At 61.2% G+C, this 20,739-nt stretch carries 20 protein-coding genes and 3 pseudogenes; 11 read left to right on the top strand and 12 right to left on the bottom strand.

Annotated features, from left to right (window positions below; translation table 11 throughout):
• Position 1 precedes the first annotated feature (1 nt).
• Positions 2–1,783 (bottom strand): sulfoacetaldehyde acetyltransferase, encoded by a 1,782-nt coding sequence (xsc, locus tag QTA57_RS08870; protein WP_290154628.1) that lies wholly within the window; start codon positions 1,781–1,783, stop codon positions 2–4.
• Between the two features lie 25 nt (positions 1,784–1,808).
• Positions 1,809–3,442, bottom strand: a pseudogene (locus tag QTA57_RS08865) (GMC family oxidoreductase).
• Positions 3,443–3,562: 120 nt separating this feature from the next.
• Between QTA57_RS08865 and QTA57_RS08860 the strand changes: the two are divergent.
• The 4 genes and pseudogenes from QTA57_RS08860 to QTA57_RS08845 all read left to right on the top strand — a co-directional run bounded on the left by QTA57_RS08860 (position 3,563) and on the right by QTA57_RS08845 (position 7,758).
• Positions 3,563–4,798: a TRAP transporter substrate-binding protein gene (locus QTA57_RS08860; RefSeq protein WP_145215805.1), complete on the top strand. Its 1,236-nt coding sequence runs from the start codon at positions 3,563–3,565 to the stop codon at positions 4,796–4,798.
• A 123-nt stretch (positions 4,799–4,921) separates the two neighbouring features.
• Positions 4,922–5,590 (top strand): TRAP transporter small permease, encoded by a 669-nt coding sequence (locus QTA57_RS08855; RefSeq protein WP_145215802.1) that lies wholly within the window; start codon positions 4,922–4,924, stop codon positions 5,588–5,590.
• A 1-nt stretch (position 5,591) separates the two neighbouring features.
• Positions 5,592–6,951 (top strand): annotated as a pseudogene (locus tag QTA57_RS08850) (TRAP transporter large permease).
• 15 nt (positions 6,952–6,966) lie between these two features.
• A complete protein-coding gene (locus QTA57_RS08845) occupies positions 6,967–7,758 on the top strand; it encodes an IclR family transcriptional regulator (protein ID WP_290154625.1) in 792 nt (263 codons plus the stop codon).
• Between the two features lie 80 nt (positions 7,759–7,838).
• Here the strand turns inward: QTA57_RS08845 and QTA57_RS18405 are convergent, their stop codons facing one another.
• Entirely contained in the window at positions 7,839–8,759 is a 921-nt protein-coding gene (locus tag QTA57_RS18405) for a bifunctional helix-turn-helix transcriptional regulator/GNAT family N-acetyltransferase (protein WP_330696792.1), read from the bottom strand.
• A gap of 101 nt (positions 8,760–8,860) precedes the next feature.
• Here QTA57_RS18405 and QTA57_RS08830 point away from each other — a divergent pair, with 101 nt between their 5' ends.
• Entirely contained in the window at positions 8,861–9,049 is a 189-nt protein-coding gene (locus QTA57_RS08830; protein ID WP_145215790.1) for a DUF6324 family protein, read from the top strand.
• Positions 9,050–9,110: 61 nt separating this feature from the next.
• Positions 9,111–10,286, top strand: a complete 1,176-nt coding sequence (locus QTA57_RS08825) for a cation:proton antiporter (protein ID WP_290154621.1) — start codon at positions 9,111–9,113, stop codon at positions 10,284–10,286.
• Here the strand turns inward: QTA57_RS08825 and QTA57_RS08820 are convergent.
• Positions 10,279–10,731, bottom strand: coding sequence for an MmcB family DNA repair protein (locus QTA57_RS08820; protein ID WP_290154619.1), 453 nt, complete (start codon positions 10,729–10,731; stop codon positions 10,279–10,281). The genes QTA57_RS08825 and QTA57_RS08820 overlap by 8 nt on opposite strands.
• 109 nt (positions 10,732–10,840) lie before the next feature.
• On the opposite strand from QTA57_RS08820, the gene QTA57_RS08815 reads away from it, so the two are divergent.
• Entirely contained in the window at positions 10,841–11,164 is a 324-nt protein-coding gene (locus QTA57_RS08815; RefSeq protein ID WP_290154617.1) for an ArsR/SmtB family transcription factor, read from the top strand.
• Positions 11,161–11,577, top strand: coding sequence for an SRPBCC family protein (locus QTA57_RS08810; RefSeq protein WP_290154614.1), 417 nt, complete (start codon positions 11,161–11,163; stop codon positions 11,575–11,577). Before QTA57_RS08815 ends, QTA57_RS08810 begins: the two co-directional genes overlap by 4 nt.
• Before the next feature lie 265 nt (positions 11,578–11,842).
• Here QTA57_RS08810 and QTA57_RS08805 read toward each other — a convergent pair whose 3' ends face one another.
• Positions 11,843–12,151, bottom strand: a complete 309-nt coding sequence (locus tag QTA57_RS08805) for a hypothetical protein (protein WP_145215776.1) — start codon at positions 12,149–12,151, stop codon at positions 11,843–11,845.
• 203 nt (positions 12,152–12,354) lie between these two features.
• Between QTA57_RS08805 and QTA57_RS08800 the strand changes: the two genes are divergently transcribed.
• Complete coding sequence (locus QTA57_RS08800) at positions 12,355–13,638, top strand: alkaline phosphatase (protein WP_290154612.1); 1,284 nt, start codon at positions 12,355–12,357, stop codon at positions 13,636–13,638.
• Between the two features lie 74 nt (positions 13,639–13,712).
• On the opposite strand, the gene QTA57_RS08795 is transcribed toward QTA57_RS08800, so the two are convergent.
• The 7 genes and pseudogenes from QTA57_RS08795 to QTA57_RS08765 all read right to left on the bottom strand — a co-directional run bounded on the left by QTA57_RS08795 (position 13,713) and on the right by QTA57_RS08765 (position 17,993).
• Entirely contained in the window at positions 13,713–14,255 is a 543-nt protein-coding gene (locus tag QTA57_RS08795) for a hypothetical protein (RefSeq protein WP_290154610.1), read from the bottom strand.
• 81 nt (positions 14,256–14,336) lie between these two features.
• Positions 14,337–14,822, bottom strand: a complete 486-nt coding sequence (gene nusB, locus QTA57_RS08790) for a transcription antitermination factor NusB (RefSeq protein ID WP_290154608.1) — start codon at positions 14,820–14,822, stop codon at positions 14,337–14,339.
• Positions 14,819–15,367 (bottom strand): 6,7-dimethyl-8-ribityllumazine synthase, encoded by a 549-nt coding sequence (locus tag QTA57_RS08785; RefSeq protein ID WP_290154605.1) that lies wholly within the window; start codon positions 15,365–15,367, stop codon positions 14,819–14,821. The genes nusB and QTA57_RS08785 overlap by 4 nt, the downstream gene beginning before the upstream one ends.
• Positions 15,367–16,502 (bottom strand): annotated as a pseudogene (gene ribB / locus QTA57_RS08780) (3,4-dihydroxy-2-butanone-4-phosphate synthase). Before ribB ends, QTA57_RS08785 begins: the two are co-directional and overlap by 1 nt.
• A gap of 108 nt (positions 16,503–16,610) precedes the next feature.
• Positions 16,611–16,955: a hypothetical protein gene (locus QTA57_RS08775; RefSeq protein WP_290154604.1), complete on the bottom strand. Its 345-nt coding sequence runs from the start codon at positions 16,953–16,955 to the stop codon at positions 16,611–16,613.
• A gap of 223 nt (positions 16,956–17,178) precedes the next feature.
• Positions 17,179–17,406, bottom strand: coding sequence for a hypothetical protein (locus QTA57_RS08770; protein WP_290154603.1), 228 nt, complete (start codon positions 17,404–17,406; stop codon positions 17,179–17,181).
• Positions 17,403–17,993: a riboflavin synthase gene (locus QTA57_RS08765; RefSeq protein WP_290154601.1), complete on the bottom strand. Its 591-nt coding sequence runs from the start codon at positions 17,991–17,993 to the stop codon at positions 17,403–17,405. Before QTA57_RS08765 ends, QTA57_RS08770 begins: the two co-directional genes overlap by 4 nt.
• 166 nt (positions 17,994–18,159) lie before the next feature.
• Between QTA57_RS08765 and QTA57_RS08760 the strand changes: the two genes are divergently transcribed.
• Together QTA57_RS08760 and QTA57_RS08755 are read left to right on the top strand one after the other, a co-directional pair.
• Positions 18,160–19,434 carry a capsule biosynthesis protein gene (locus QTA57_RS08760; RefSeq protein ID WP_290154600.1) on the top strand — a complete coding sequence of 425 codons (1,275 nt, stop codon included), beginning with the start codon at positions 18,160–18,162 and terminating at the stop codon, positions 19,432–19,434.
• 86 nt (positions 19,435–19,520) lie between these two features.
• Positions 19,521–20,654, top strand: coding sequence for a polysaccharide biosynthesis/export family protein (locus QTA57_RS08755; RefSeq protein WP_290154598.1), 1,134 nt, complete (start codon positions 19,521–19,523; stop codon positions 20,652–20,654).
• Positions 20,655–20,739: the final 85 nt, after the last annotated feature.

Here is a 20,739-nt window from a genome sequence, read left to right as displayed (position 1 = left end):
CTTAGACCCGTTGTTGCGGACGCATATCGCTGGCGGAAATCCCCGCCACCGTGACGGGTTTTTTCATCGCGTCGCGGCGGAACGGCTCCCCAAGCTCTTGGTTCAGCACCACCTCGATAAAGGTGGTGACGCCCTCTGTCATCTGCTCTTTGACGGCAGTGTTCAGAACCTCGGTTAATTGCTCCATCGACGTGGCTTGCACGCCTTTCAAGCCGCAGCCCTTGGCGATCTCGGCGTAGTTCACACCCTCGTTCAACTCGGTGCCGACAAAATTATCCTCGAACCAGAGCGTGGTGTTCCGTTTTTCGGCCCCCCACTGGTAATTGCGGAAGATGATCATGGTGATCGGCGGCCAATCGCCCCGGCCACAGGCGGTCATCTCGTTCATCGAAATCCCGAATGCCCCGTCGCCTGCAAAGCCGATCACCGGCACATCCGGGCAGCCGATTTTCGCACCGAGGATCGCCGGCAGACCATAGCCACATGGCCCGAAGAGACCCGGAGCCAGATATTTGCGGCCTTTGTCGAAGCTCGGATAGGCGTTGCCGATGGCACAGTTGTTGCCGATATCGGACGAGATGATCGCGTCTTTCGGCATCGCCGACATGATCGCACGCCAGGCCTGGCGCGGGCTCATCCGGTCCGGCTGACGGTTGCGGGCGCGCTCGTTCCAGGTGACACCTTCGTCATTATCCTCCTCATGATCGAGCGAGGAGAGCTCCTGCGCCCACCGGGATTTGGTCATGGCGATTAAGTCTTTACGCTCTTTACGACCCTTGTCGCCCGCACCGGTGCCGAGTTTCTCCAGCAACTGCTCGGCCACGCGTTTGGCATCGCCTTGGATCGCCACATCGACTTTCTTCGTCAGGCCGATCCGGTCGGAGTTGATATCCACTTGGATGATCTTGGCCTCGGTCGGCCAGTAGTTGATGCCATAGCCCGGCAGCGTCGAGAACGGGTTCAAACGGTTGCCGAGCGCCAGAACCACATCAGCCTTCTGGATCAGCTCCATCGCGGCCTTGGAGCCGTTATAGCCAAGCGGGCCGACCGCCAGCGGATGGGAGCCAGGGAAGGCATCATTGTGCTGATAACCACAGGCCACGGGGGCATCGAGCGCTTCGGCCAGCTTCACACTGGCGTCGATCGCATCCGACAGGATCACACCGGCACCGTTCAGGATCACCGGGAACGCCGCTTCGCTCAGCAGTTTCGCCGCATCGGCCACGGCCTGTTCGCCGCCCTGCGGGCGTTCCAGACGGATGATCTGCGGCAGGTCGATATCGATCACTTGGGTCCAGTAATCGCGGGGGATGTTGATCTGCGCAGGCGCCGAGCCGCGCCAGGCCTTCTCGATCACCCGGTTCAGCACTTCGGCCATCCGCGAGGGGTCGCGCACCTCTTCCTGATAGCAGACCATATCCTCGAACAGTTTCATCTGTTCGATCTCTTGGAACCCGCCCTGCCCGATGGTCTTGTTGGCCGCCTGCGGCGTGACCAAGAGCATCGGCGTATGGTTCCAATAGGCCGTTTTCACCGGCGTCACGAAATTGGTGATGCCGGGCCCGTTCTGCGCAATCGCCATCGACATTTTGCCAGAGGCGCGGGTGTAGCCATCGGCGATCATCCCGCCGGAGGTTTCATGGGCGCAGTCCCAGAACTTGATCCCCGCCGCCGGGAACAGATCAGAGATCGGCATCATCGCCGAGCCGATGATCCCAAAGGCATTGTCGATCCCATGCATCTGTAAGACTTTCACAAATGCTTCTTCAGTGGTCATTTTCACTGGCGTATTCCTTCGCGTTTCGGGGTTAGGCGTGAACCGGGCGGGCGGCACCCGCCCGGCGATCTTCAAGGATCAGATCGGAGGCTTTCTCACCGATCATGATCGCAGGAGCGTTGGTGTTGCCCGAGACGATCTCGGGCATGATCGAACAATCGGCGACGCGGAGACCATTAATCCCGTGGACCCTGAGCCGCGCATCGACGACCGCGTCGTCGCCACTGCCCATCTTGCAGGTGCCCGTTGGGTGATAGATCGACACCGAGTTATTCCGTGCCCAATCAAGCGTGCCCTCATAATCGTCCATCTCAAGCGCAGCAGTGGGCCGGAACTCTTCGGCAATTTTGCTGTCGAGCGGCGCGTGCCGGGCGATTTTGCGCGCGATCTTGACGCCTTCAACGATGGTTCGGCAATCGGTCTCGGTCGCCAGATAGTTCGGGTGGATTTTCGGGTAGACGCCTGGATCATGCGAAGCCAAGCGGATCTCGCCCCGGCTCTCGGGACGCAACTGACAAACCGACATGGTGAAGGCCGAAAATGGGTGCACACCTTCGCCCGGGCTGTCCGCCGACCAGGGTTGAATGTGGAACTGAATATCCGGCGTCTCCACATGGTCGCTGGTGCGCAAGAACCCAGTGGCGAGGCTGGCTGCCATCGTCATCGGGCCGGAGCGGAACATGGCGTATTTCAGGGCAATACGCGCTTGGTTGAACAGGCTCCGAACCTCATCGTTTAGCGTCGGCTCATTGCATTTGAAAACCAAACGCGCTTGCAGATGGTCCTGGAGGTTCTTGCCCACGCCCGTCCTGTCGCGCAGAACATCGATCCCGTGCTCGCGCAACTGATCCGCCTCCCCGATGCCGGAACACATCAGGATTTGCGGAGAGCCAATGGCGCCAGAGGACAGGATGACCTCCGCATTGGCACGCACGATCTGTTCTGCGCCGGATTTGTCGCGATAGACCACACCGTGGCGCGGCCCTCTTCGATCAGAACCCGTTGCGTCTGCGCATGGGTCAAGATGGTCAGGTTCTGGCGCCCCCGCGCCGGTTTGAGAAACGCAACCGCGCTTGAGCAGCGGCGGCCCTTCTCGGCGGTCAGTTGGAAATAGCCGACGCCTTCTTGGGACGCGCCGTTGTAATCAGGATTGAAGGGATAGCCTGCCGTCTGCGCCGCCGCGACCCAGGCGTCGCAGATCGGCCGTTGCAACCGCATATTGGAAACCGCAAGCGTCCCTTGATCGCCATGGAACTCATCGGCACCGCGCTCTTGCTTCTCCGAACGTTTGAAAAGCGGCAAAACATCGTCCCAGCCCCAGCCCGGATTGCCCATTTGCCGCCAGCGGTCGTAATCCTCCGGCTGCCCTCTGACATAGAGCAACCCGTTCAGCGACGACGATCCGCCGAGCACCTTGCCGCGCGGCCAATCAAGCTGCCGTCCGTTCAAACCGGGGTCCGGTTCGGTGCGATAACACCAATCCACCGACGGGTTATGCATCGTCTTAAAATATCCGACCGGAATATGGATCCAGGGGTTCCAGTCGCGCCCGCCCGCCTCAAGCAACACCACTTTGATCGACGGATCGGCAGACAACCGATTCGCCAAAACACAGCCCGCAGAGCCCGCTCCGACAATCACATAATCTGCTGATATATCAGACATTTTTTGGGACTCCCTGCCTATCCTTTGCGCAGAAGAAAGATTTTCCTTGCCAGGGCGAACATAAAATGAGCAATATTGAGACCGCAAGTATCATTTTTGCGCAATAGGGAGGAAGAGGACATGAAGGCTGCAAAAGTCCTTCAGCAGATCTCGCGTCGGGATCTGCTCAAACTGACAAGTACATATGGGATGTCATCCGTTGTGATGGGGGCCGCCACGTTCACTGGTGCCATCACGCTGCCGTCGCTCGCGCGAGCGGTGGAATCGACCTATGAACGCCGCTATTCGCGTGAGCCCGAACATCAGCTCACCCTCGGGGCCTCCGGCTTCAATGCGCGCAACCTGCTGATTGAGCGGGCCGGTGTTCTGGAATTCGCCCGCGACCTTGAGGAGCGGACCGACGGGGCGATCCGGATCGAGTTTATCGGCGATAACCAGATCTGTGGCCAGTTGAACTGCCTGGAGAAAACCCAGCTTGGCGTGGTGGATATGTATGCCGCCTCGACCCAGAACTCCGCTGGCGCCGCGCCGTATCTGAACGTGCTGGATTATGCGTATATGTTCCGCTCACGCGCGGATCAGTATCATTTCCTCTACAGCCCAGACTCGATGCGCCTTCTGCGCGATCCACTGGAACAGCGCCATGGCGTGAAGTTCCTGTTCAGCCACGCAGAGCTGCGCGGCATCCAGCTTGGTCAGTCTTTTGCCGACCGCCCAACGGTGACGTCACTGGAAGAGCTCTTCGGCACGCGGAACCGGGTCACCGGCACGCAGCTTGGCCGGATCGCCATGCAGCTTCTGAACCTGAACCCGACACCGATTGCCTGGGAAGAGACCCTCGATGGTCTGCGCCAAGGCCTGATCGACGGGGCAGAGACATGGGCCTCGGCCGTGGCGTACGCCAACATGTCGCCGGTGGTTAGCCAGTCGGTCGATCTGAAATTCTTCTGCGGCACCGAGCATACCGGCATGTCGGCGGAGAAATTCGACGCGATGTCCGGCGAGCTGCAAGATGCGATCATGGAATCCGCCTATCTGGCGCAGGTCCATGTGCAGGCGGCCAACGAGGCCGCGCTGGTCAACACCGTCGGCTTCTCCGATCCGGTGCTGCCCGGCACGATCTTCGCCGAAAACGATGTGCGTCCGGCCTTCTTGCCCGACGATCAGATCCGGATGGCCGAAGAGATGTGCTCGCCCGAGTTCAACCCAGAACCCTGGGCACAGTGGCGTGAGCGTCTCAACGGTTGGGCGGGTGGCATCGACACCTACCAGGAAATCTACGACATCGCGCGGCAGATCCCGGCAGATACCCGCGCCGAAAATGTCGAGCCGCGGCGCTGGTGGCGCACGGCCTGATCCTGGCCTAACATCGCAATATGGGAGGGCGGTCCGCGCCGCCCTCCTGACCAAGAAACGGCCTCCCGCACAAAATGAGGCGGCCGATCTAAGATTAAACGTGTCAAAAGGGAGGGGCCGCAGATGGCTGACTGGTTTGCCGGCGCAGGCGACATATTCTCAGCGTTTTTTGCCAATGATGCCTGGATGATCCGCCAAGCGCTGCGGACGCCCGCGGCTTGGCCCGTTGGGCTCTTGGCCACCTTGCTCGGTGGCCTGATCTTCTATCTGCTCTATCGCTTTATCCCTTGGGTCGAGCGCAAGCTGGAACCCACCATCATGGTGACCTCCTATTTGATGATCGGCGCGATCATCTTTGTCGAGGTGATCCGCCGCTTCACCATCGGCGAGCAGGCACCCTGGTCCACCACGATCCCGCCCTTTCTGTTCCTGATCATGACCTGGGTCGGCTGCAGCTATAACGTCAAACTGCGCACCCATCTGGCCTTTGCCGAATTCCGCTCAGCGATGCCGCGCGCGGGACAATTCGCGGCGCTGACAATGGATGCCCTGCTCTGGATCGGCTTCTCCTGGGTCGTTCTGGTGACGTCGTCCCGCCTGGTTGCGAACTCCGCGTCGAATTTCCAGATCATGCTGGGCACCGACAATATCCTGCAATGGTGGTTCCTAGTCTCGGTTCCACTCAGCTTTCTGATGCTGGTCGGTCGGGTGATCGAGAACTGGCTCATCGATCTCAAGAACTTTCGAGAGGGCAACACCCTTATCGAGCAAGCCGTGATTGGAGCCGATTGATATGAGTGACGGAACCATCATCACACTGATCTCCATTGGGGTCACAATCCTCTTCATGTTGGGCACGCCGGTCTTTCTGGTGATTGGCTATTGGGTCATTGGCATGTCCTTCGTCCTTGGCCTGCCTCTCGACAATATCGGCGCGGCGCTGTCGGACGTGTTTACCGACGGCTTCGCGCTTCTCGCCATGCCGCTCTTCATCCTGACCGGTGATTTGATCAACCGCTCTGGCATCGCGCGACGGCTCTCGGATTTCGCCTATGCTTGCCTCGGTTGGATCCGGGGCGGGCTTGCCATGGCCGCGCTCGGCGCCTGCGGGCTCTTCGCGGCCATCTCGGGGTCGAACTCGGCCACCACGGCCACGATCGGCTCCATGTTGCATCCCGAAATGGTCAAAGGCGGCTATGACGAGCGCTTTTCAGCGGCGACCGCCGCTGCGGGCGGCACCGTGGGCATTATCATCCCGCCGTCGATCATCTTCATTGTCTATGGTTTCCTTCTGAACCTCCCAATCTCGGATCTCTTCGTGGCCGGGATCATCCCAGGGTCGCTGATGGTTCTGGCGATGATGCTCGCCTGCTTCATCATCTGCTTCATGAATGGCTGGGGCTATCTGATCCCGCTCAGCCCGCTGCGTGTTCTGAAAACCGGCGTCGGCGCCTGGCTCGGCTTCTTCGCCATCGGCCTAGTGCTTTGGGGCATCTATACCGGCAAGTTCTCCCCGACCGAGGCGGCAGGTGTGACCGTTGGGTTCTGTGTGTTGGTGGGCTTCATCTGCTTGCCGCTCCACAAACTGATGGGCAGCACCGAGGCACGACCGGTTGAAAACCGCTCCACCGTCGAAATGCTGGTCGTGCAAGGCTTCCAGCCCGCTTGAACTGCCCTCGATCACCATGCGCTCGTCGCAGATCACCGGCATCCTCGCACCGCTGATCGCTGTCTCGGTTGTGATGCAGCAGATTCTGTCGGTCCTCGGCGCGCAACAGATCATCGGCGATTTCGTGACGTCGATGGGCGGCTATTACGCGATCTTGTTCACTGCCATGGCGATTGTGTTTGTCTGCGGCATGGTGCTGGAAAGCTTGCCGGTGACGATCATCCTCGCCCCGATCCTGGCCCCCATCGCCCATTCCGTCGGCGTGGAGCCAGTGCAATTCGCGGTGATCTTCCTCGTCGGCGCGTCGATCGGCTTCATCACGCCACCTTACGGGCTCAACCTCTATGTCGCGTCCGGCGTTACAGGCGTGCCATATTTCCGATTGCTCCGTTACACTTGGCCTTATCTCGTCGCGCTGATTACCGTATGGATCATCGTGGCCCTGGTGCCATCGCTATCAACGGTGCTACTGCCGGGGATCTAAGACGAAGAGGCGAAAATGGACGGCGACAGCCCGCGCGACACGATACCGACCAATCTGAGGCTTCTGATGGTCTTGGAAGAGGTGGCGAAAGCCGGGGTTCCGGTAACGCCGACCGAGGTGAATGCCGCGCTGGAACTGCCCAAACCGACGATCCATCGCCTCTTCGCAACACTTGAAGAGGAAGGGTTCCTGCAACGCGACATGGACGGGCGGACCTATTCGCCCGGCCCAAGGGTCCGGACCCTGGCAGGCGGCATCCTCTCATCTCTGCGTATTCGGACGGCGCGGCAGGCTATCCTCAAACGGCTTAGCAAGGAGATCGGCGAGACCTGCAACATCGCGCTCCCAGACCGCGATGCGATGATCTATCTGGAGCGGGTCGAGACCGAATGGCCACTCCGCATTCAGTTGCCGCAAGGCACGCGCGTGCCGTTTCACTGCACCGCAAGCGGCAAGATGTATCTCAGCTCGCTGGCCAGCAACCACTTCCGGCGTTTCATCAATGCCAGCGACCTGACCCAACACACACCGAATTCCATCAGCGACCCCGCGACCCTGCGCCGAGAGATCAACCAAGTTCGGCAACAGGGATACGCGCTCGACCGAGAAGAGTTCATGACCGATATGATCGCGCTCGCGGTGCCGATTCTGGATACCAATGAGCGGCTGATGGCGACGCTGTCCTTCCACGCCCCCCGGCAGCGGTTCGATATCGACAAAGCCCTGACCTATATCGACGCGCTTCGCGAAGCCTCGCAAGAGCTGTCGCTCCTGGTGAAAACACCACTCGACGATAGCGGATCATAGTCCGGCCTACGCCTATCACTTCCGCTCGGGTGGCGATCGCGTTTTGGCCGGAACGCCACCGATCGAGGCCAGCAAAGACTTCAGCCCGCCAGGTCAATCGACCATTGCTGCTCCACCAGATCGACGCCAAACGATGTCACAGGCACCGCGCTGTCGAGAGAGAACCCGTTTTTGCGGTAAAGCGCACAAGCCGCTTCGTGGCTCTCATGGGTCCAGAGCACCATCCGCCGATACCCCGTTTCGCGCGCATAGCTCATGCAGGTGTCCAGCAAGCGTTGGCCCAAGCCCAGCCCCCGCGCCTCGGGTAACAATAGGAACATCCGAAGCTTCGCCAGGCCCGGTTCCGGCCCTTTCACGCAGAAGATCGAGCCCAATCGCGCCCCATCCTGCCAGGCGATCCATCCACGCTCGTATGCCGGGTCGCGATGCCGGATGAAATCGGCCAGGATCTCGGCGACCAGCGCCTCGAAACTGGCGTCAAACCCTTCATCACGCGCGTAAAGAACGCCATGCTGCTCAACCAACCAACCCGCATCGCCAATCGCTAAATCGCGCAGCTCCACCTCGGGCGCAGGCGCCGATTGCCGGGCTAGGCTCGCCTCGACCGCCTCCATCCGCGCCACCAGTTGGGCCAGTTCCGCCTCTGGCATCCCGTCGACCCAGCTTTCGATCTGCGCCCGAGACAGCGCCGTCAGCTCCGCCGCCCGGATCAGGCCATCGCGGGTCAGCCCCAGGATGTGGGCCCGGCCGTCCTGCGGATGTCGCGTCTTTTCCACCAAGCCGGATTTGCTCAACCGGCTCAGCAACCGGCTCAGATACCCCTCATTCAGGCCGAGATGCTGCGACAGCGCACCGGCGGTCCAGCCGATCCCGTCTGCCAGCTCAAAAATGACGCGAGCTTCTGCCAAACTGAGCCCCGCTTCCAAATACCCCTGGCGCAGGAGGCCCAAACGGCGTGTATGGGCCCGATTAAAGGCTCGGATTCGGTCGATCTCATCCATCACGGCGCTCCATTAACTTGCTTAAGGCAAGCATTTGCCTCTTGCCCGGGATTCGACAAGGGGCTACCTGGAGCGCCGCACCCAAGCGCGGAGACCCGCTCATGAGCATCAATAAAGAAAGCGACCTGGCCGCGAATTTGCAGATCGGCCCGACCAGTTTGGGCATGGTCCGCATCTATGTGGAGGCCGAGGGGATCGATCTGCCGTTGGATTTCGACCCGGAAGAGGCGCTCGAAATCGCCGACGAACTCCGTGCCGCCGCCGAAGCCGCCAGAAAGATGGCCAAATAGGCCAAGCACCGACTTGATCCCCGTCAAGGTGGAGAGAAAAGGCTGCGCCTAGGTTGCCGAGATGGATCTCGCGCTGACCTTTCTCACCCTGGGCGGTCTGTTTCTGGCCGGTCTTGCCGCCGATGAAATCGGCCGACGCACCCGCCTGCCCCGCGTCACACTGCTTTTGGCGGTCGGGTTGATCGCTGGACGCTCCGGTTTCGACCTGATCCCGCGCGAATTCGAGGCGCTGTTCGAGTTTCTCTCCGTCACCGCGTTGACCATGGTCGCCTTTGTCATGGGCAACGCCTTCACCGCCCAGAAAATGTTGCAAAACGGCCGGGTGATCCTTTGGGTCTCCGGCGCAATCGTGACGGCGACCCTCATTATCGTTGGCGGCGGGTTGATCTGGGCCGGGCTGGCACCAGCGACGGCACTGATCCTGGCCTCCATCGCCACCGCAACGGCACCCGCCGCGACGCAAGACATCATCCACCAATCCGGCCAAACCGGCCCCTTCCCAGACACGCTCAAGGGTATCGTGGCCGTAGATGACGCCTGGGGATTGATCGTCTTCAGCTTCATCCTTGTCTTCGCGGCACAATGGACCGGGCAGAGCAGCGATGGCATCCTTCTGGGGGCCGCGCGGGAGACCTTGGGCGCGCTGGCGCTCGGCGCAGCTCTTGGCCTGCCTGCCGCCTATCTAACCGGCCGTCTGAAACGCGGCGAACCACAACAGACCGAGGCGCTTGGCCTGGTGTGCCTGACCGCTGGTCTCGCGATCTGGTTCCATGTGTCCTTCTTGCTGGCCGGAATGGTGGCCGGTGCCATCGTTGCCAACCGCGCCCGGCATCATGAACGCGCCTTTCATGAGATCGAAAACCTGCAATGGCCCTTCATGCTGTTGTTTTTCATCTTGGCGGGCGCATCGCTGGAACTGGGCATGCTGGTCGAAATCGGCGCGCTTGGCGCGGCCTATGTGGTGTTGCGCATCGTGGCGCGCATCCTCGGCGGCTGGCTCGGGGCGAAACTGGGCGGTGCGGCGCGGGCGCAGCGGCCATGGTTCGGGGTCGCCCTTATGCCGCAAGCCGGCGTGGCGGTCGGCATGGCGCTGGTGGCCTCCGAGACATTCCCAGAGCTTGCCCCGGTGATCATGACCTTGACGGTCGGCACAACGGTGGTGTTCGAACTGCTTGGCCCGCCACTGACCCTTTTGGCGCTAAACCGGGTTGAGCGCAGCAAGACCTCAGTCAGATAACCCCGTCCGGGTCGCGCATCCCCTGCAAGCGCAGCGCGGCGTGACGCGCAAATCTCTGGGTCAGCGCCTTGCGCCGCGCCCCCGCAAGCTTGGTTTCCGGCCCGAAGCGCAAAATCTCGGCATCATAGGCATCGGCAATGATCAACCCCGTGCCCTCGGGCAGCAAATCCGTCGGAAATGCCTCATCCACAGCCCAGAAATATCGGTCCGCCCAATCGAGATAGCCTTCCCATTTCCCGTCCGAGGTGAAATCCGCGCGGGAGGATTTGCACTCCACCACCCAAAGCTCCCCCTTCGGCCCAAGCGCCATCACATCCACCCGCTTGCCGCGCTCCGGCGTGAATTCTTCCAGCACCGCGAAATCATGGGTTCTGAGGTGGCGGCAGACGCCCCGCGCCAGAAGCTGGCCAGGGCGAAGCGTTGGAGAGGTGTGATCGTCGGGCATGAGTCAAACATGAACAATACGTGAACAAAAATCAAGCAAGATAGCCCTTGACATAATACCATTCGGTTTCATAATTGCGAAACCAAATGGTATTACTTTGAAGGTATAGATGACCGTCAATCCACAACCCGCCTTCCGCGCCCTCGCCGATCCGACCCGGCGCGACATCCTTGCGCTTCTTAAAACACGGGAGATGACCATCGGCGCCGTGGCCGAACGCTTCGACATGACTCGCCCGGCGATCAAGAAGCACCTGAGCATTCTGGAGGCTGGCGATTTGATCACCATCACGCCCAGGGGGCGCGAGCGGATCAACGCCATCAACCCTGACGGCTTTCGCGCCGTACACAGCTGGCTCGAGATTTTCGATGCCTTCTGGGACGACCGGCTCGCGGCCCTCAAATCAGCTGTTGAAAAGGACCAACATCAATGAGCACCCACAAAATTGAGAAAACCCTGATCCTCGCCGCCCCGCCCGCCGATGTCTGGACCTTTCTGACGGACCCGGAGAAATTGGCGATCTGGTTCCACCGGCCCGAGGCGGCGCTTGATCAACCCGGCCCTTTCGCGATGGGCGGCAGCGATGGCGACCCGCTCTGTTGGGGCGAGGTGCAGGAGGCCGAGGCGCCAAACCGGCTCCGCTATCGCTTCACCGCGCGACCGATGGACGGGTTGATGACCGATGTGACCTGGACACTGACGGCCGTAGAGGCCGGCACAAGACTGCATTTGTTGCATGAAGGCATCCCGCAGGGCGCGGCGTCCTTTGGGCTACTCACCGCCTTTGACAGCGGATGGGACGATCACTTGGTCCGATTCCGCAAAGCGATGTCATCGGACGCCTAGCCCCTTGCCCAAGCCCGCCCGTAGGCTTATCTGCCTCAGCAGGCGGGCACTGCTCTTCGCGTCATATGGGGCACGATTCCGGTGGCCTTACACATCTCCGAGGGAGCTGGCTCTGTGCGGATCCTGGTCCGTTTACCTGGCGCCCACCTGTATTAACAGGTCCTCGGGAATGAAAACCCCGACGGTTGTCGTGGTCCCGTCTACCTCCAACGCAAAACGCCAGCCCGATACGGCTGGCGTTTTGCGTTTGATCCCGTGGAATAGCTCAGCGGCGCTCGTCCACCCGCACCGGGATCGCGACATGATCCAGAACCGGCAGGTCATCACGTTTGCCGCCGTCCTCATCGTCGTTTTCTTCACCCATCGACATGATCTTATAGCCGATCTGCACCGACCCGAAGGTGATCGTGCAGAACACCACCAGCATCAGAACCGCAATTGGCCCCTCGCTTGTGTGCGTCACCAGATGCCAGAGATTAGCGACATTGAACCAAAGCAGCATCCCCACAAAGGCCAAGGCGACCAGGAAACCATAAAACGCATGGCGCAGGATGAGACGGATATGATCGGGCATAAGCAAGACTCGCGGTTCAACAGCAGCTACCGATCAACATAGTGGCCCGCCTAACAAGGGCAAAGGAAATTCCTAAACCTGCGGTCATTGGGCACGTCTCCGCGATCTGTCGCAATTCTTTCACACGGCTCCTGCACATCAATATCGCCGCCCAGCCTATCGCCAAAGCGGATTCAATAGCTCAACCCTATGGGAGCAATATCATGAAACTTGGTTATCTCGGCGCCTCCGCCATCGCACTCTCTTTGGGCCTCAGCGCCCCTGCCGCCGCCCAGGAAACCGGCAATGTCATCTTCTTTCACCCCGATGGCTCGGGTGTGAACCACTGGCTCGCCGCGCGGATGCATACCGTCGGCCCCGATGGCGAACTGAACTGGGACCGTCTGCCGGGCCTCGGCGTCTATACCGGCCATATGGCCGACCGCGTCACCGGAACCTCCCATGGCGGGGCCACGGTGCATGCTTACGGCGTAAAGGTCATCGGGGACAGCTTCGGCCTGAACGGCACCGAAGAGATCACCGCCGCTTCTGGGCAGCAGATGTCGATCGCTGAGGAAGCTCTGGCCGCTGGCCGCGCCGTGGCTCTGGTGCAAACCGGCCATATCGCCGAGCCGGGCACCGCGGCCTTCGTCGCCTCCAATGAGAGTCGCGGCAACACACATGAGATCGCCGCCTCGGTGATTGAGTCGGGTGCTCAGGTGATCATGGCCGGCGGCGAGCGTTTCCTGCTGCCCGAAGGCACGGAAGGCCGCCACGGCATGGGGCAGCGCACCGATGGCGTCAACCTGATCGCACGCGCCGAAGAGCTTGGCTATACCATAGTCTATGACCGCGACGAGCTGATGGCGCTGAAAACCGAAACCACCGATATGGTGCTCGGCGTCTTCGCCCATAACCACACGTTCAACGACCAGGAATGGATCCGCAACGAGATCGACGGCGTGCCGACCTACTGGCCCGACGCGCCGACCATCGCGGAAATGAGCAACGTCGCCCTGGCGATCATCAGCCGCGATGAAGACGGGTTCTTTGCGGTGATCGAAGAGGAAGGCACCGACAATATCGCCAACAACATGAACGCCGCAGGCACGTTAGAAGCGCTGGCCCGCGCCGACGAAGCCACCGGCGTGATGCTCGACTTCCTCGACCAGAACCCCGACACGCTTCTGGTGATGGCGGCGGATTCCGATGCGGGCGGCTTGCAGGTGGTTCATGCCGATGAACCCGGCATGCTTGATGCCTCAACCCGTGGCGGCGGCATCCTGCATGGCGTCGAAGGGCAGTTCGGCAACGCGTTCATCACACCTGCGGATGCCAATGGGGTTCAGCACCCCTTCGGGATCGGTTGGGTCGGCTATAACGACGTGGCCGGCGGCATCCTCGTCCGCACCGCCGGGTTCAACTATGACCTAGTGGAACCGCTGATGGACTCGACCGATGTCTACACGCTGATGTACCGGACGCTGTTCCAAGTCCCGATCGACTGATCCGAGACGCAAAAACTCCTAGGGCCGCGCGGGACACCGGGCGGCCCTTTTCGCACGCATCCCGGGCCAACCCCCTAACGCCGCGCCGCGCGCCTAAGGGCGAACCACACGAGCAGCACCGCATAGAGCACCGCAAACATCCAGATCAAACCAAGATAGAGCGCCGGCCCACCAACAGACTGCGTCACGAAGAGAATATGCACGAGGCAGAGCAGAACCGTAGCCGCAGTGAACAACACACAGGCAGAGGTCAAAGGATGATCGGGCAAGCCCCTGAGCCAAGCAATCACATGCCCGGGCCGGGTCCGGGGCAACGCTTTTGCCCGGGTGAGAGCCCGTTTGACATCCGCCTTCACGCCGTCGAAATCCCACAGCGCCAGCGCGCCGAAGATGATGCTAAGCCGCAGCAACAGATGCACATAGGCGAAGGTCCCGGTTTTGGGCGTGTCATGGCCGGTCACCATCATCACACTGGAGAACACAGTGAACAGCGCAAACCCCATGCTGAGGTCTACGAAGGTATCATCATCGCCCACCAACCAGCGATAGGCGGCTTTGATGCGTTTCCATGCTCCGGTCATCGGCAAGGCCTCGGCAACTGCAACGGTCCCATTCATATGGGGGTCCTTTTGCCCTGTGGAACGGCTGGACGCCCGGCGGGATGCTTTGTCGCGACCTCGGGCCCGTAGCCGCGATGCTCAGAACGCCTCGGGCTTCGCCTCGCGCGCCATATGATCCAGCACCGCATTCACGAATTTCGGCTCGCGCCCTTCGGGGAAAAACGCCCGCGCGACGTCGACGAATTCGGTGATCACGACTCTAGGCGGGGCTGCGCCCTCGACCAATTCCGCCCCGGCGGCCCGGAACAGGGCCCGCAAGGTCGGGTCAATCCGGTCAATCGGCCATTTGGCCACCAGCGCCCGGTCGGTCATCTGGTCGATCTTGGCCTGCCAAACCACCGCGTCATCCAACAGCTTGCGGAACAAATCCACATCGCCCTCGGCCATCGCGTCGCCTTCGATCTCTTCGCCGAACCGAAAGGTCTCAAATTCTTTCCGCACCAGATCGGCGCTCTGGCCGGAATGCTCCATCTGAAACAGCGCTTGCACGGCATAAAGCCGCGCCGCGGATTTCATCTGGCGTTTTTCGTCTCGGCTTGGCCCGGTCGGGCGGGGGTCTGTCATGCGGTCGTGGGCCCTTTGCTGTCGCCCGCGATCTGAATGCTCTCACCGCGCGGCTTGAATCCGACGCCGCCTTTAGGCTTCCCATAGCCCCGCGTCAACGCGATGAGGTGCAGCGCCGCCGCCGCCGCACCGCCGCCTTTGTTCATTTGCGCCGGATCGGCGCGCACAGCCGCCTGTTCGTGGCTTTCCACCGTCAGGATGCAATTGCCGATACAGGCCCCGGCCATCCCCAACATCGTCACGCCCCGGTTCGATTCCTCGCACACCGTGTCGTAATGCGTCGTCTCGCCCCGAATGACGCAGCCAAGCGCCACATAGCCATCGAAATTCGACTGCCGATGCGCGATGCCGATGGCGACCGGGATTTCCAGCGCGCCCGGCACCTCGACCACCTCATGGTCGGCACCCGCGGCCTCCAGCGTGGCTTTCGCGCCGGCCAATTGCCCGTCCGCGATGTCCTTGTAATAGGGCGCCATGACGATCAGCACTTTCACCGGCGCGTCAAACTCCGGCAGCGGCAATTCGTAATGCGACGGGCCTGCCATCATCCGATCTCCGAGATTTTGCGTGTGCCGATAATGTTCAAGCCATAGGCCTCAAGCCCCACCACTTTCGGTTGTGGCGAGTTGGTCAGAAGCACCATATCCGACAGGCCAAGCGAGGAGAGGATCTGCGCCCCAAGCCCGTATTGCCGCAACGTCTGCGGCGAGACCTCATGCTCCGCGGTCAGCTTCATATGCAAATCGCGCAACAGCACCAAAACGCCCCTGCCCTCCTCGGCAATCAGCGTCATGGCATCGCCAAACTCCCCCGCCCGCCCGGTGCCGCCGGTGCCAATCACATCCAGCATCGGGTCAAGCGCATGCATCCGCACCAAGACCGGATCGGGCGTCGCGATGTCGCCTTTGATCAGCACGATATGCTCCGCGCCTTGCGTCTCGTCGGTGTAAATCCGAAGCGTCCACTCGCCGCCGAACTCGCTTTCGATGGTCTGTTCCTGGCGCACCTTCACCAGGTTGTCGTGACGGCGGCGATAGGCGATCAGATCGCTGATCGTGCCGATTTTCAGATTGTGCCGCTGCGCAAACGCCACCAGATCGGGCAGCCGCGCCATCGATCCGTCTTCATTCATGATCTCGCAGATCACGCCAGAGGGTTCAGCCCCGCGAGCCGGGAGATATCCACCGCCGCCTCGGTATGCCCCGCACGCACTAGCACGCCGCCTTCGCGGGCGCGGAGCGGGAAGACATGGCCCGGCGTCGCGATATCGCTTGCGCCTTTGCCGGAATCGATCGCCACAGCCACGGTGCGAGCCCGGTCATGGGCCGAAATCCCGGTCGACACACCTTCGCGCGCCTCAATCGAAATCGTGAAAGCCGTCTCATGGCGGGACGAGTTGTAAGACGACATCAGCGGCAGGCCGAGCGCATCAATCCGCTCGCCGGGCAGCGACAGGCAAATCAGCCCGCGCCCATGGGTCGCCATGAAATTGATCGCCTCCGGCGTCGCCATCTGCGCCGGGATCACCAGATCGCCTTCATTCTCCCGATCCTCGTGATCGACCAGAATGAACATCCGCCCATTGCGCGCATCTTCGATGATCTCTTCGACCGAAGATACCGCATCGGACCAATCCTGCTCTACAGGGCCGGGCTGTTCGAATGGGATGGGGTCAGACATGCACGTTCCTCCAAGTTGAGGCTCAGATACCCCAGGGGCGGCCACCTTACCAGGGGCCGATCCGGCAAAACACCCGTCGGACACGACGTCACAACCTGGTTTGCGTCCCTAAGCGGCGGGCTGAAAGAACCGATCCGCGGCCAGGATGCCCGCCATCTGCCCGGCGCCGCACCATTCGCGTTCCACGCTTGTCGCAGCCACCAAGACCACGCCATCGGCGGGCAAGTTGCTCTCGCGAAGCGTCGCCTTGATCCGATCTCGCATGGCCGCCCAGCTTTCGGTGAAACCGGGCGCCGGGGCCGTCATGTCGATCAGACCGGGATTGGCGGCTAGAACCGCCTCGGGATGCGACGGCCCATAGACCGCGACCACCCGCTCCGCCGCGCCATCCAGCCCGGCCAACCGGCCTTGCAACCGTTCCGGCACCGCGATCCGCTGTGGCCGCAGCTCCAAGGCGTTTCCTGAGAAGAGAAAGCGACGATATCCCGCCCCGAGGTCGCGCGGATCTTGGCATAGGTTTTGTAATCCAGCCCTAAGCGTTTGGCCCGCGCCACGCGGATGCGCACGATCTGCAGCGGCAGGTTCGGCAACAACTCTTTGCGTGCCTTGCCCCAGGCGTGTTTGCGGAACCCGAAACCCGGTTCCATCGATGGCCCGCCATTATGACCCAATCCGCTCATCGCGCCGTCTCCTCGCTCATCCATCCCACTGCAATACGCGCCGCATCCAGCGCTTCGGCTTCCTCTGCAAACGGCCCATGTGGCGTATCCAGCCGCCGCCAGCCATGGGCGTCTTCCGGATCGCGGCGGCATTCCGACCAGAAAAACCCGGCCTCAGCCTGCAGAATATCGACACATCGCTGTTCGCTCCAATCATTGATCGAACGTGTGACGACCGGTTTCACCCGCCCCACTCCTGCAGCCGCGCGACATAGCGGGCCAGTGTGTCGATCTCCAAATTGATCTGGTCGCCCACCGCCGCATCGCCCCAGGTCGTGACCTCTTTGGTATGCGGGATCACGTTGATGCCAAACTCCGCGCCGTCCACCTCATTCACGGTCAGTGAGGTGCCGTTCAACGCCACCGAGCCTTTCGGCGCGATGAATTTCGCCAAGCCCTCCGGCGCGCGGAAGGTCAACCGGGTGCTGTCGCCCTCATCCGCCATCCCCACCAGTTCGGCTACACCATCCACATGGCCGCTGACGATATGGCCGCCCAACTCATCGCCGACTTTCAAGGACCGCTCCAGATTGATCCGCTGCCCCTCGGCCCAGGCGCCGATATTGGTTTTGGACACCGTCTCGGCAGAGATATCCACGTCGAACCAGCCTTCGCCAAGCGCCACCGCCGTCAGGCAAACCCCATCGCAGCAGATCGAGGCACCCAGATCGATCCCGGCCGTGTCATAGCTGGTGCCGATCCGCGCTCTGAGATCGCCACGATGCTCCAGCGCCTGAACGGTTCCGATATCGGTGATGATGCCCGTGAACATACGCGCCCTCCATTTCCCTTTTTTCACCTAACGGGCGCGGGCACCGGCGGCAAGCCATGGCCGCCTTAATCCAGACCAAAACCCGCCCTCATCAGGCCAGACCGCTATGCAACTCTGTTTCAACACGATAAGCGGTATCAGAGCATTTGCTCGGGGAAAGTGACTGTTGCACAAGGTTTTTCTGTTCTTGCAAGGCCCACATGGGCCGTTCTTCCACCGGCTTGGCAGGATGCTGCGTGCCGCGGGGTCGGATGTCTGGCGCGTCGGCTTCAACCAAGGCGACAGCGCGTTCTGGCATCACCGGGAGAGCTATATCGCCTATACCGGCACGGTCGAGGACTGGCCCGATCATTTGCAAAGCCTGATCGCGGACAAAGGCGTGACCGATCTGGTGCTTTATGGCGATACCCGACCGATCCACTCCGAAGCCGTGACCATCGCCAAAGCGCGCGGCCTGACCGTGCATGTCTTCGAGGAAGGGTATCTCCGCCCCTATTGGATCACCTATGAACGCGGCGGCGCGAACGGGCATTCGCGGCTGATGAGCACCTCGGTAGCCCAAATGCGCAAAGCTCTGAAACGGCTTGATCTGGATTTGCCCGACACGCCGTCAAAATGGGGAGATATGCGGCAGCATATCTTCTATGGCGCGCTCTACCATTGGTTCGTGATGTTCCTGAATATGCGTTATCGGCATTTCCGTCCGCATCGCAACATCACCGTGGGCCGCGAGCTTTGGCTCTATCTGCGCCGGATCACATTTATGCCATTTCTCTGGTTCGATCGGGTGCAAGCCACCTGGCGGATCAAGACCGGCGGCTTTCCCTATCACCTTGCGCTGTTGCAACTCGAACATGATGCAAGCTTCCGTGACCATGGGCCGTTTGACACGATGGCCGATTTCCTCGCGGTCCTGATAGAAGGCTTTGCCGAAGGTGCCCCAGCGCATCACCACCTGGTTTTCAAGGCCCACCCGCTTGAGGATGGCCGCGTGCCGATCCGGCAAGACATCCGCCGCCTTGCTGCCAAACATGGGGTGACCGACCGTGTGCACTATGTCCGTGGCGGCAAACTGGCCCGGCTCTTGAACGATGCCCGCAGCGCGGTGACGGTGAACTCGACCGCCGCGCAGCAGGCGCTTTGGCGCGGCCTCCCCCTGAAAGCTTTTGGCACGGCGGTTTATCTGAAGCCCGAGTTTGTCTCGACGCAGACGATGGAGGCGTTTTTCACCAATCCAAACCGCCCCGACAGTCGCGCCTATCGCGATTATCGCCACTACCTTCTGGAAACCTCGCAGATCACCGGCAGCTTCTATTCATCGCGCGGACGGCGACAGCTCCTCCGCCAAGTGGTCGATATGATGCTCTCACCGGAAGACCCCTACGATGCGCTCGATGCGGGCCGACCGGCCCCACGGCAACACCTGCAAGTCGTGAAATAAACCAAACACTAGCGCGGTTTGCGCAGATAAGCTAAAGTGACAAAAAAATAAACTGAGGCAGTTTCAGGCAATAAGGAGCCAAACCTGTGAAATCACTGGCTTCCCGAGGGGCGCGCTTGGTCGCGCTATCGCTCGTTGTATCCATAGTTGCGTCTTGTGGCTTGCCGCGATCCGGCCCGACACGGAATGAGATTTTTGCCGGATCGGTGCAGCGCGAAGGCGATGCCTTTGTTGTTGAGGTGAACCAACGCGTCATCGCCGCCACGGCGGTGGTCCCCGCGCTTGGCTTCAGCGAGGCGTTTCAGAACGCGGGCACCGTATCGACTGAGGTTATCCGGCCCGGCGATGTGTTAGATCTCACCATCTATGAAAACGTCGAAGACGGGCTTTTGGCCGGCGCCGGATCGAATGCCGCAACAATCAGCGAGGTGACGGTCGACAGTTCCGGATTTATCTTTGTCCCCTATGCGGGCCGTATCCGGGCGGCGGGCAATACGCCCAATCAGCTGCGTGAAATCCTCACCCGCAATCTCGATGAACAAACCCCCGATCCACAAGTGCTCATCCGCCGCGCGGCGGGCGATGGGGCCACGGTATCGGTCGCGGGCGGCGTCGGTGGCCAAGGCATCTATCCTATCGAACGCCCAACGCGCACGCTGACCGGTATGTTGTCTGCCGCGGGCGGCATCTCCGTCGAGCCCGATATCGCGCAAATCACCGTTGTTCGAGGTGCCCATACCGGCACGATCTGGTTCGAAGACCTCTATTCAAACCCGCAATTCGATATCTCCATGCGGGGCGGTGACCGCATTCTGGTCGAGGAAGACGGCCGAAGCTTCACCTCGCTTGGCGCCACGGGGCAGCAAGCCCGCGTTCCCTTCGACAGCCAGACGATCTCGGCCATCGAGGCCATTGCAACCGTCGGCGGGCTGAACACCAGCCTCGCTGATCCGACCGGCGTGTTTGTGCTCCGCAATGAACCCGAAGAGATTGCCAGCCAAGTGCTTGGTCGGAGCGATCTGATCGGGGCGCAGCGTATGATCTATGTGCTGGACCTGACCGCGCCGACCGGCATGTTCGAGGCCCGCGATTTCGTGATCCGCGATGGCGACACTGTCTATGTAACCGAAGCGCCGTTTACACAATGGAGCAAAGCTCTGAACGCGCTAACCGGTACGCTTGGCACCGCCAACTCGCTCAACAGCCTCGGCGGCGACTGACGGGCCGATGGCCGGAGCAAGCAAAGAGCCCCCGCCGGACGCACCCACCGGCGGGGGTTTCATTTCAACGCTGGCTTTTTGACCA

The sequence above is a fragment of the Fontisubflavum oceani genome, from assembly GCF_030407165.1.
GTDB lineage: Bacteria > Pseudomonadota > Alphaproteobacteria > Rhodobacterales > Rhodobacteraceae > Rhodophyticola > Rhodophyticola oceani.
This window is presented reverse-complemented; position numbering and strand designations above follow the sequence as displayed.

Bases quoted from the DNA above. Each gene is read 5' to 3' on its own strand.
- QTA57_RS08795 (WP_290154610.1), bottom strand. From the start codon at position 14,255: ATGAATGGGACCGTTGCAGTTGCCGAGGCCTTGCCGATGACCGGAGCA.
- QTA57_RS08805 (WP_145215776.1), bottom strand. From the start codon at position 12,151: ATGCCCGATCATATCCGTCTCATCCTGCGCCATGCGTTTTATGGTTTC.
- QTA57_RS08810 (WP_290154614.1), top strand. From the start codon at position 11,161: ATGAGCACCCACAAAATTGAGAAAACCCTGATCCTCGCCGCCCCGCCC.
- QTA57_RS08845 (WP_290154625.1), top strand. From the start codon at position 6,967: ATGGACGGCGACAGCCCGCGCGACACGATACCGACCAATCTGAGGCTT.
- QTA57_RS08820 (WP_290154619.1), bottom strand. From the start codon at position 10,731: ATGCCCGACGATCACACCTCTCCAACGCTTCGCCCTGGCCAGCTTCTG.
- QTA57_RS08815 (WP_290154617.1), top strand. From the start codon at position 10,841: ATGACCGTCAATCCACAACCCGCCTTCCGCGCCCTCGCCGATCCGACC.
- nusB (WP_290154608.1), bottom strand. From the start codon at position 14,822: ATGACAGACCCCCGCCCGACCGGGCCAAGCCGAGACGAAAAACGCCAG.
- QTA57_RS08785 (WP_290154605.1), bottom strand. From the start codon at position 15,367: ATGGCAGGCCCGTCGCATTACGAATTGCCGCTGCCGGAGTTTGACGCG.
- QTA57_RS08830 (WP_145215790.1), top strand. From the start codon at position 8,861: ATGAGCATCAATAAAGAAAGCGACCTGGCCGCGAATTTGCAGATCGGC.
- QTA57_RS18405 (WP_330696792.1), bottom strand. From the start codon at position 8,759: ATGGATGAGATCGACCGAATCCGAGCCTTTAATCGGGCCCATACACGC.
- QTA57_RS08800 (WP_290154612.1), top strand. From the start codon at position 12,355: ATGAAACTTGGTTATCTCGGCGCCTCCGCCATCGCACTCTCTTTGGGC.
- QTA57_RS08860 (WP_145215805.1), top strand. From the start codon at position 3,563: ATGAAGGCTGCAAAAGTCCTTCAGCAGATCTCGCGTCGGGATCTGCTC.
- QTA57_RS08825 (WP_290154621.1), top strand. From the start codon at position 9,111: ATGGATCTCGCGCTGACCTTTCTCACCCTGGGCGGTCTGTTTCTGGCC.
- QTA57_RS08855 (WP_145215802.1), top strand. From the start codon at position 4,922: ATGGCTGACTGGTTTGCCGGCGCAGGCGACATATTCTCAGCGTTTTTT.
- QTA57_RS08765 (WP_290154601.1), bottom strand. From the start codon at position 17,993: ATGTTCACGGGCATCATCACCGATATCGGAACCGTTCAGGCGCTGGAG.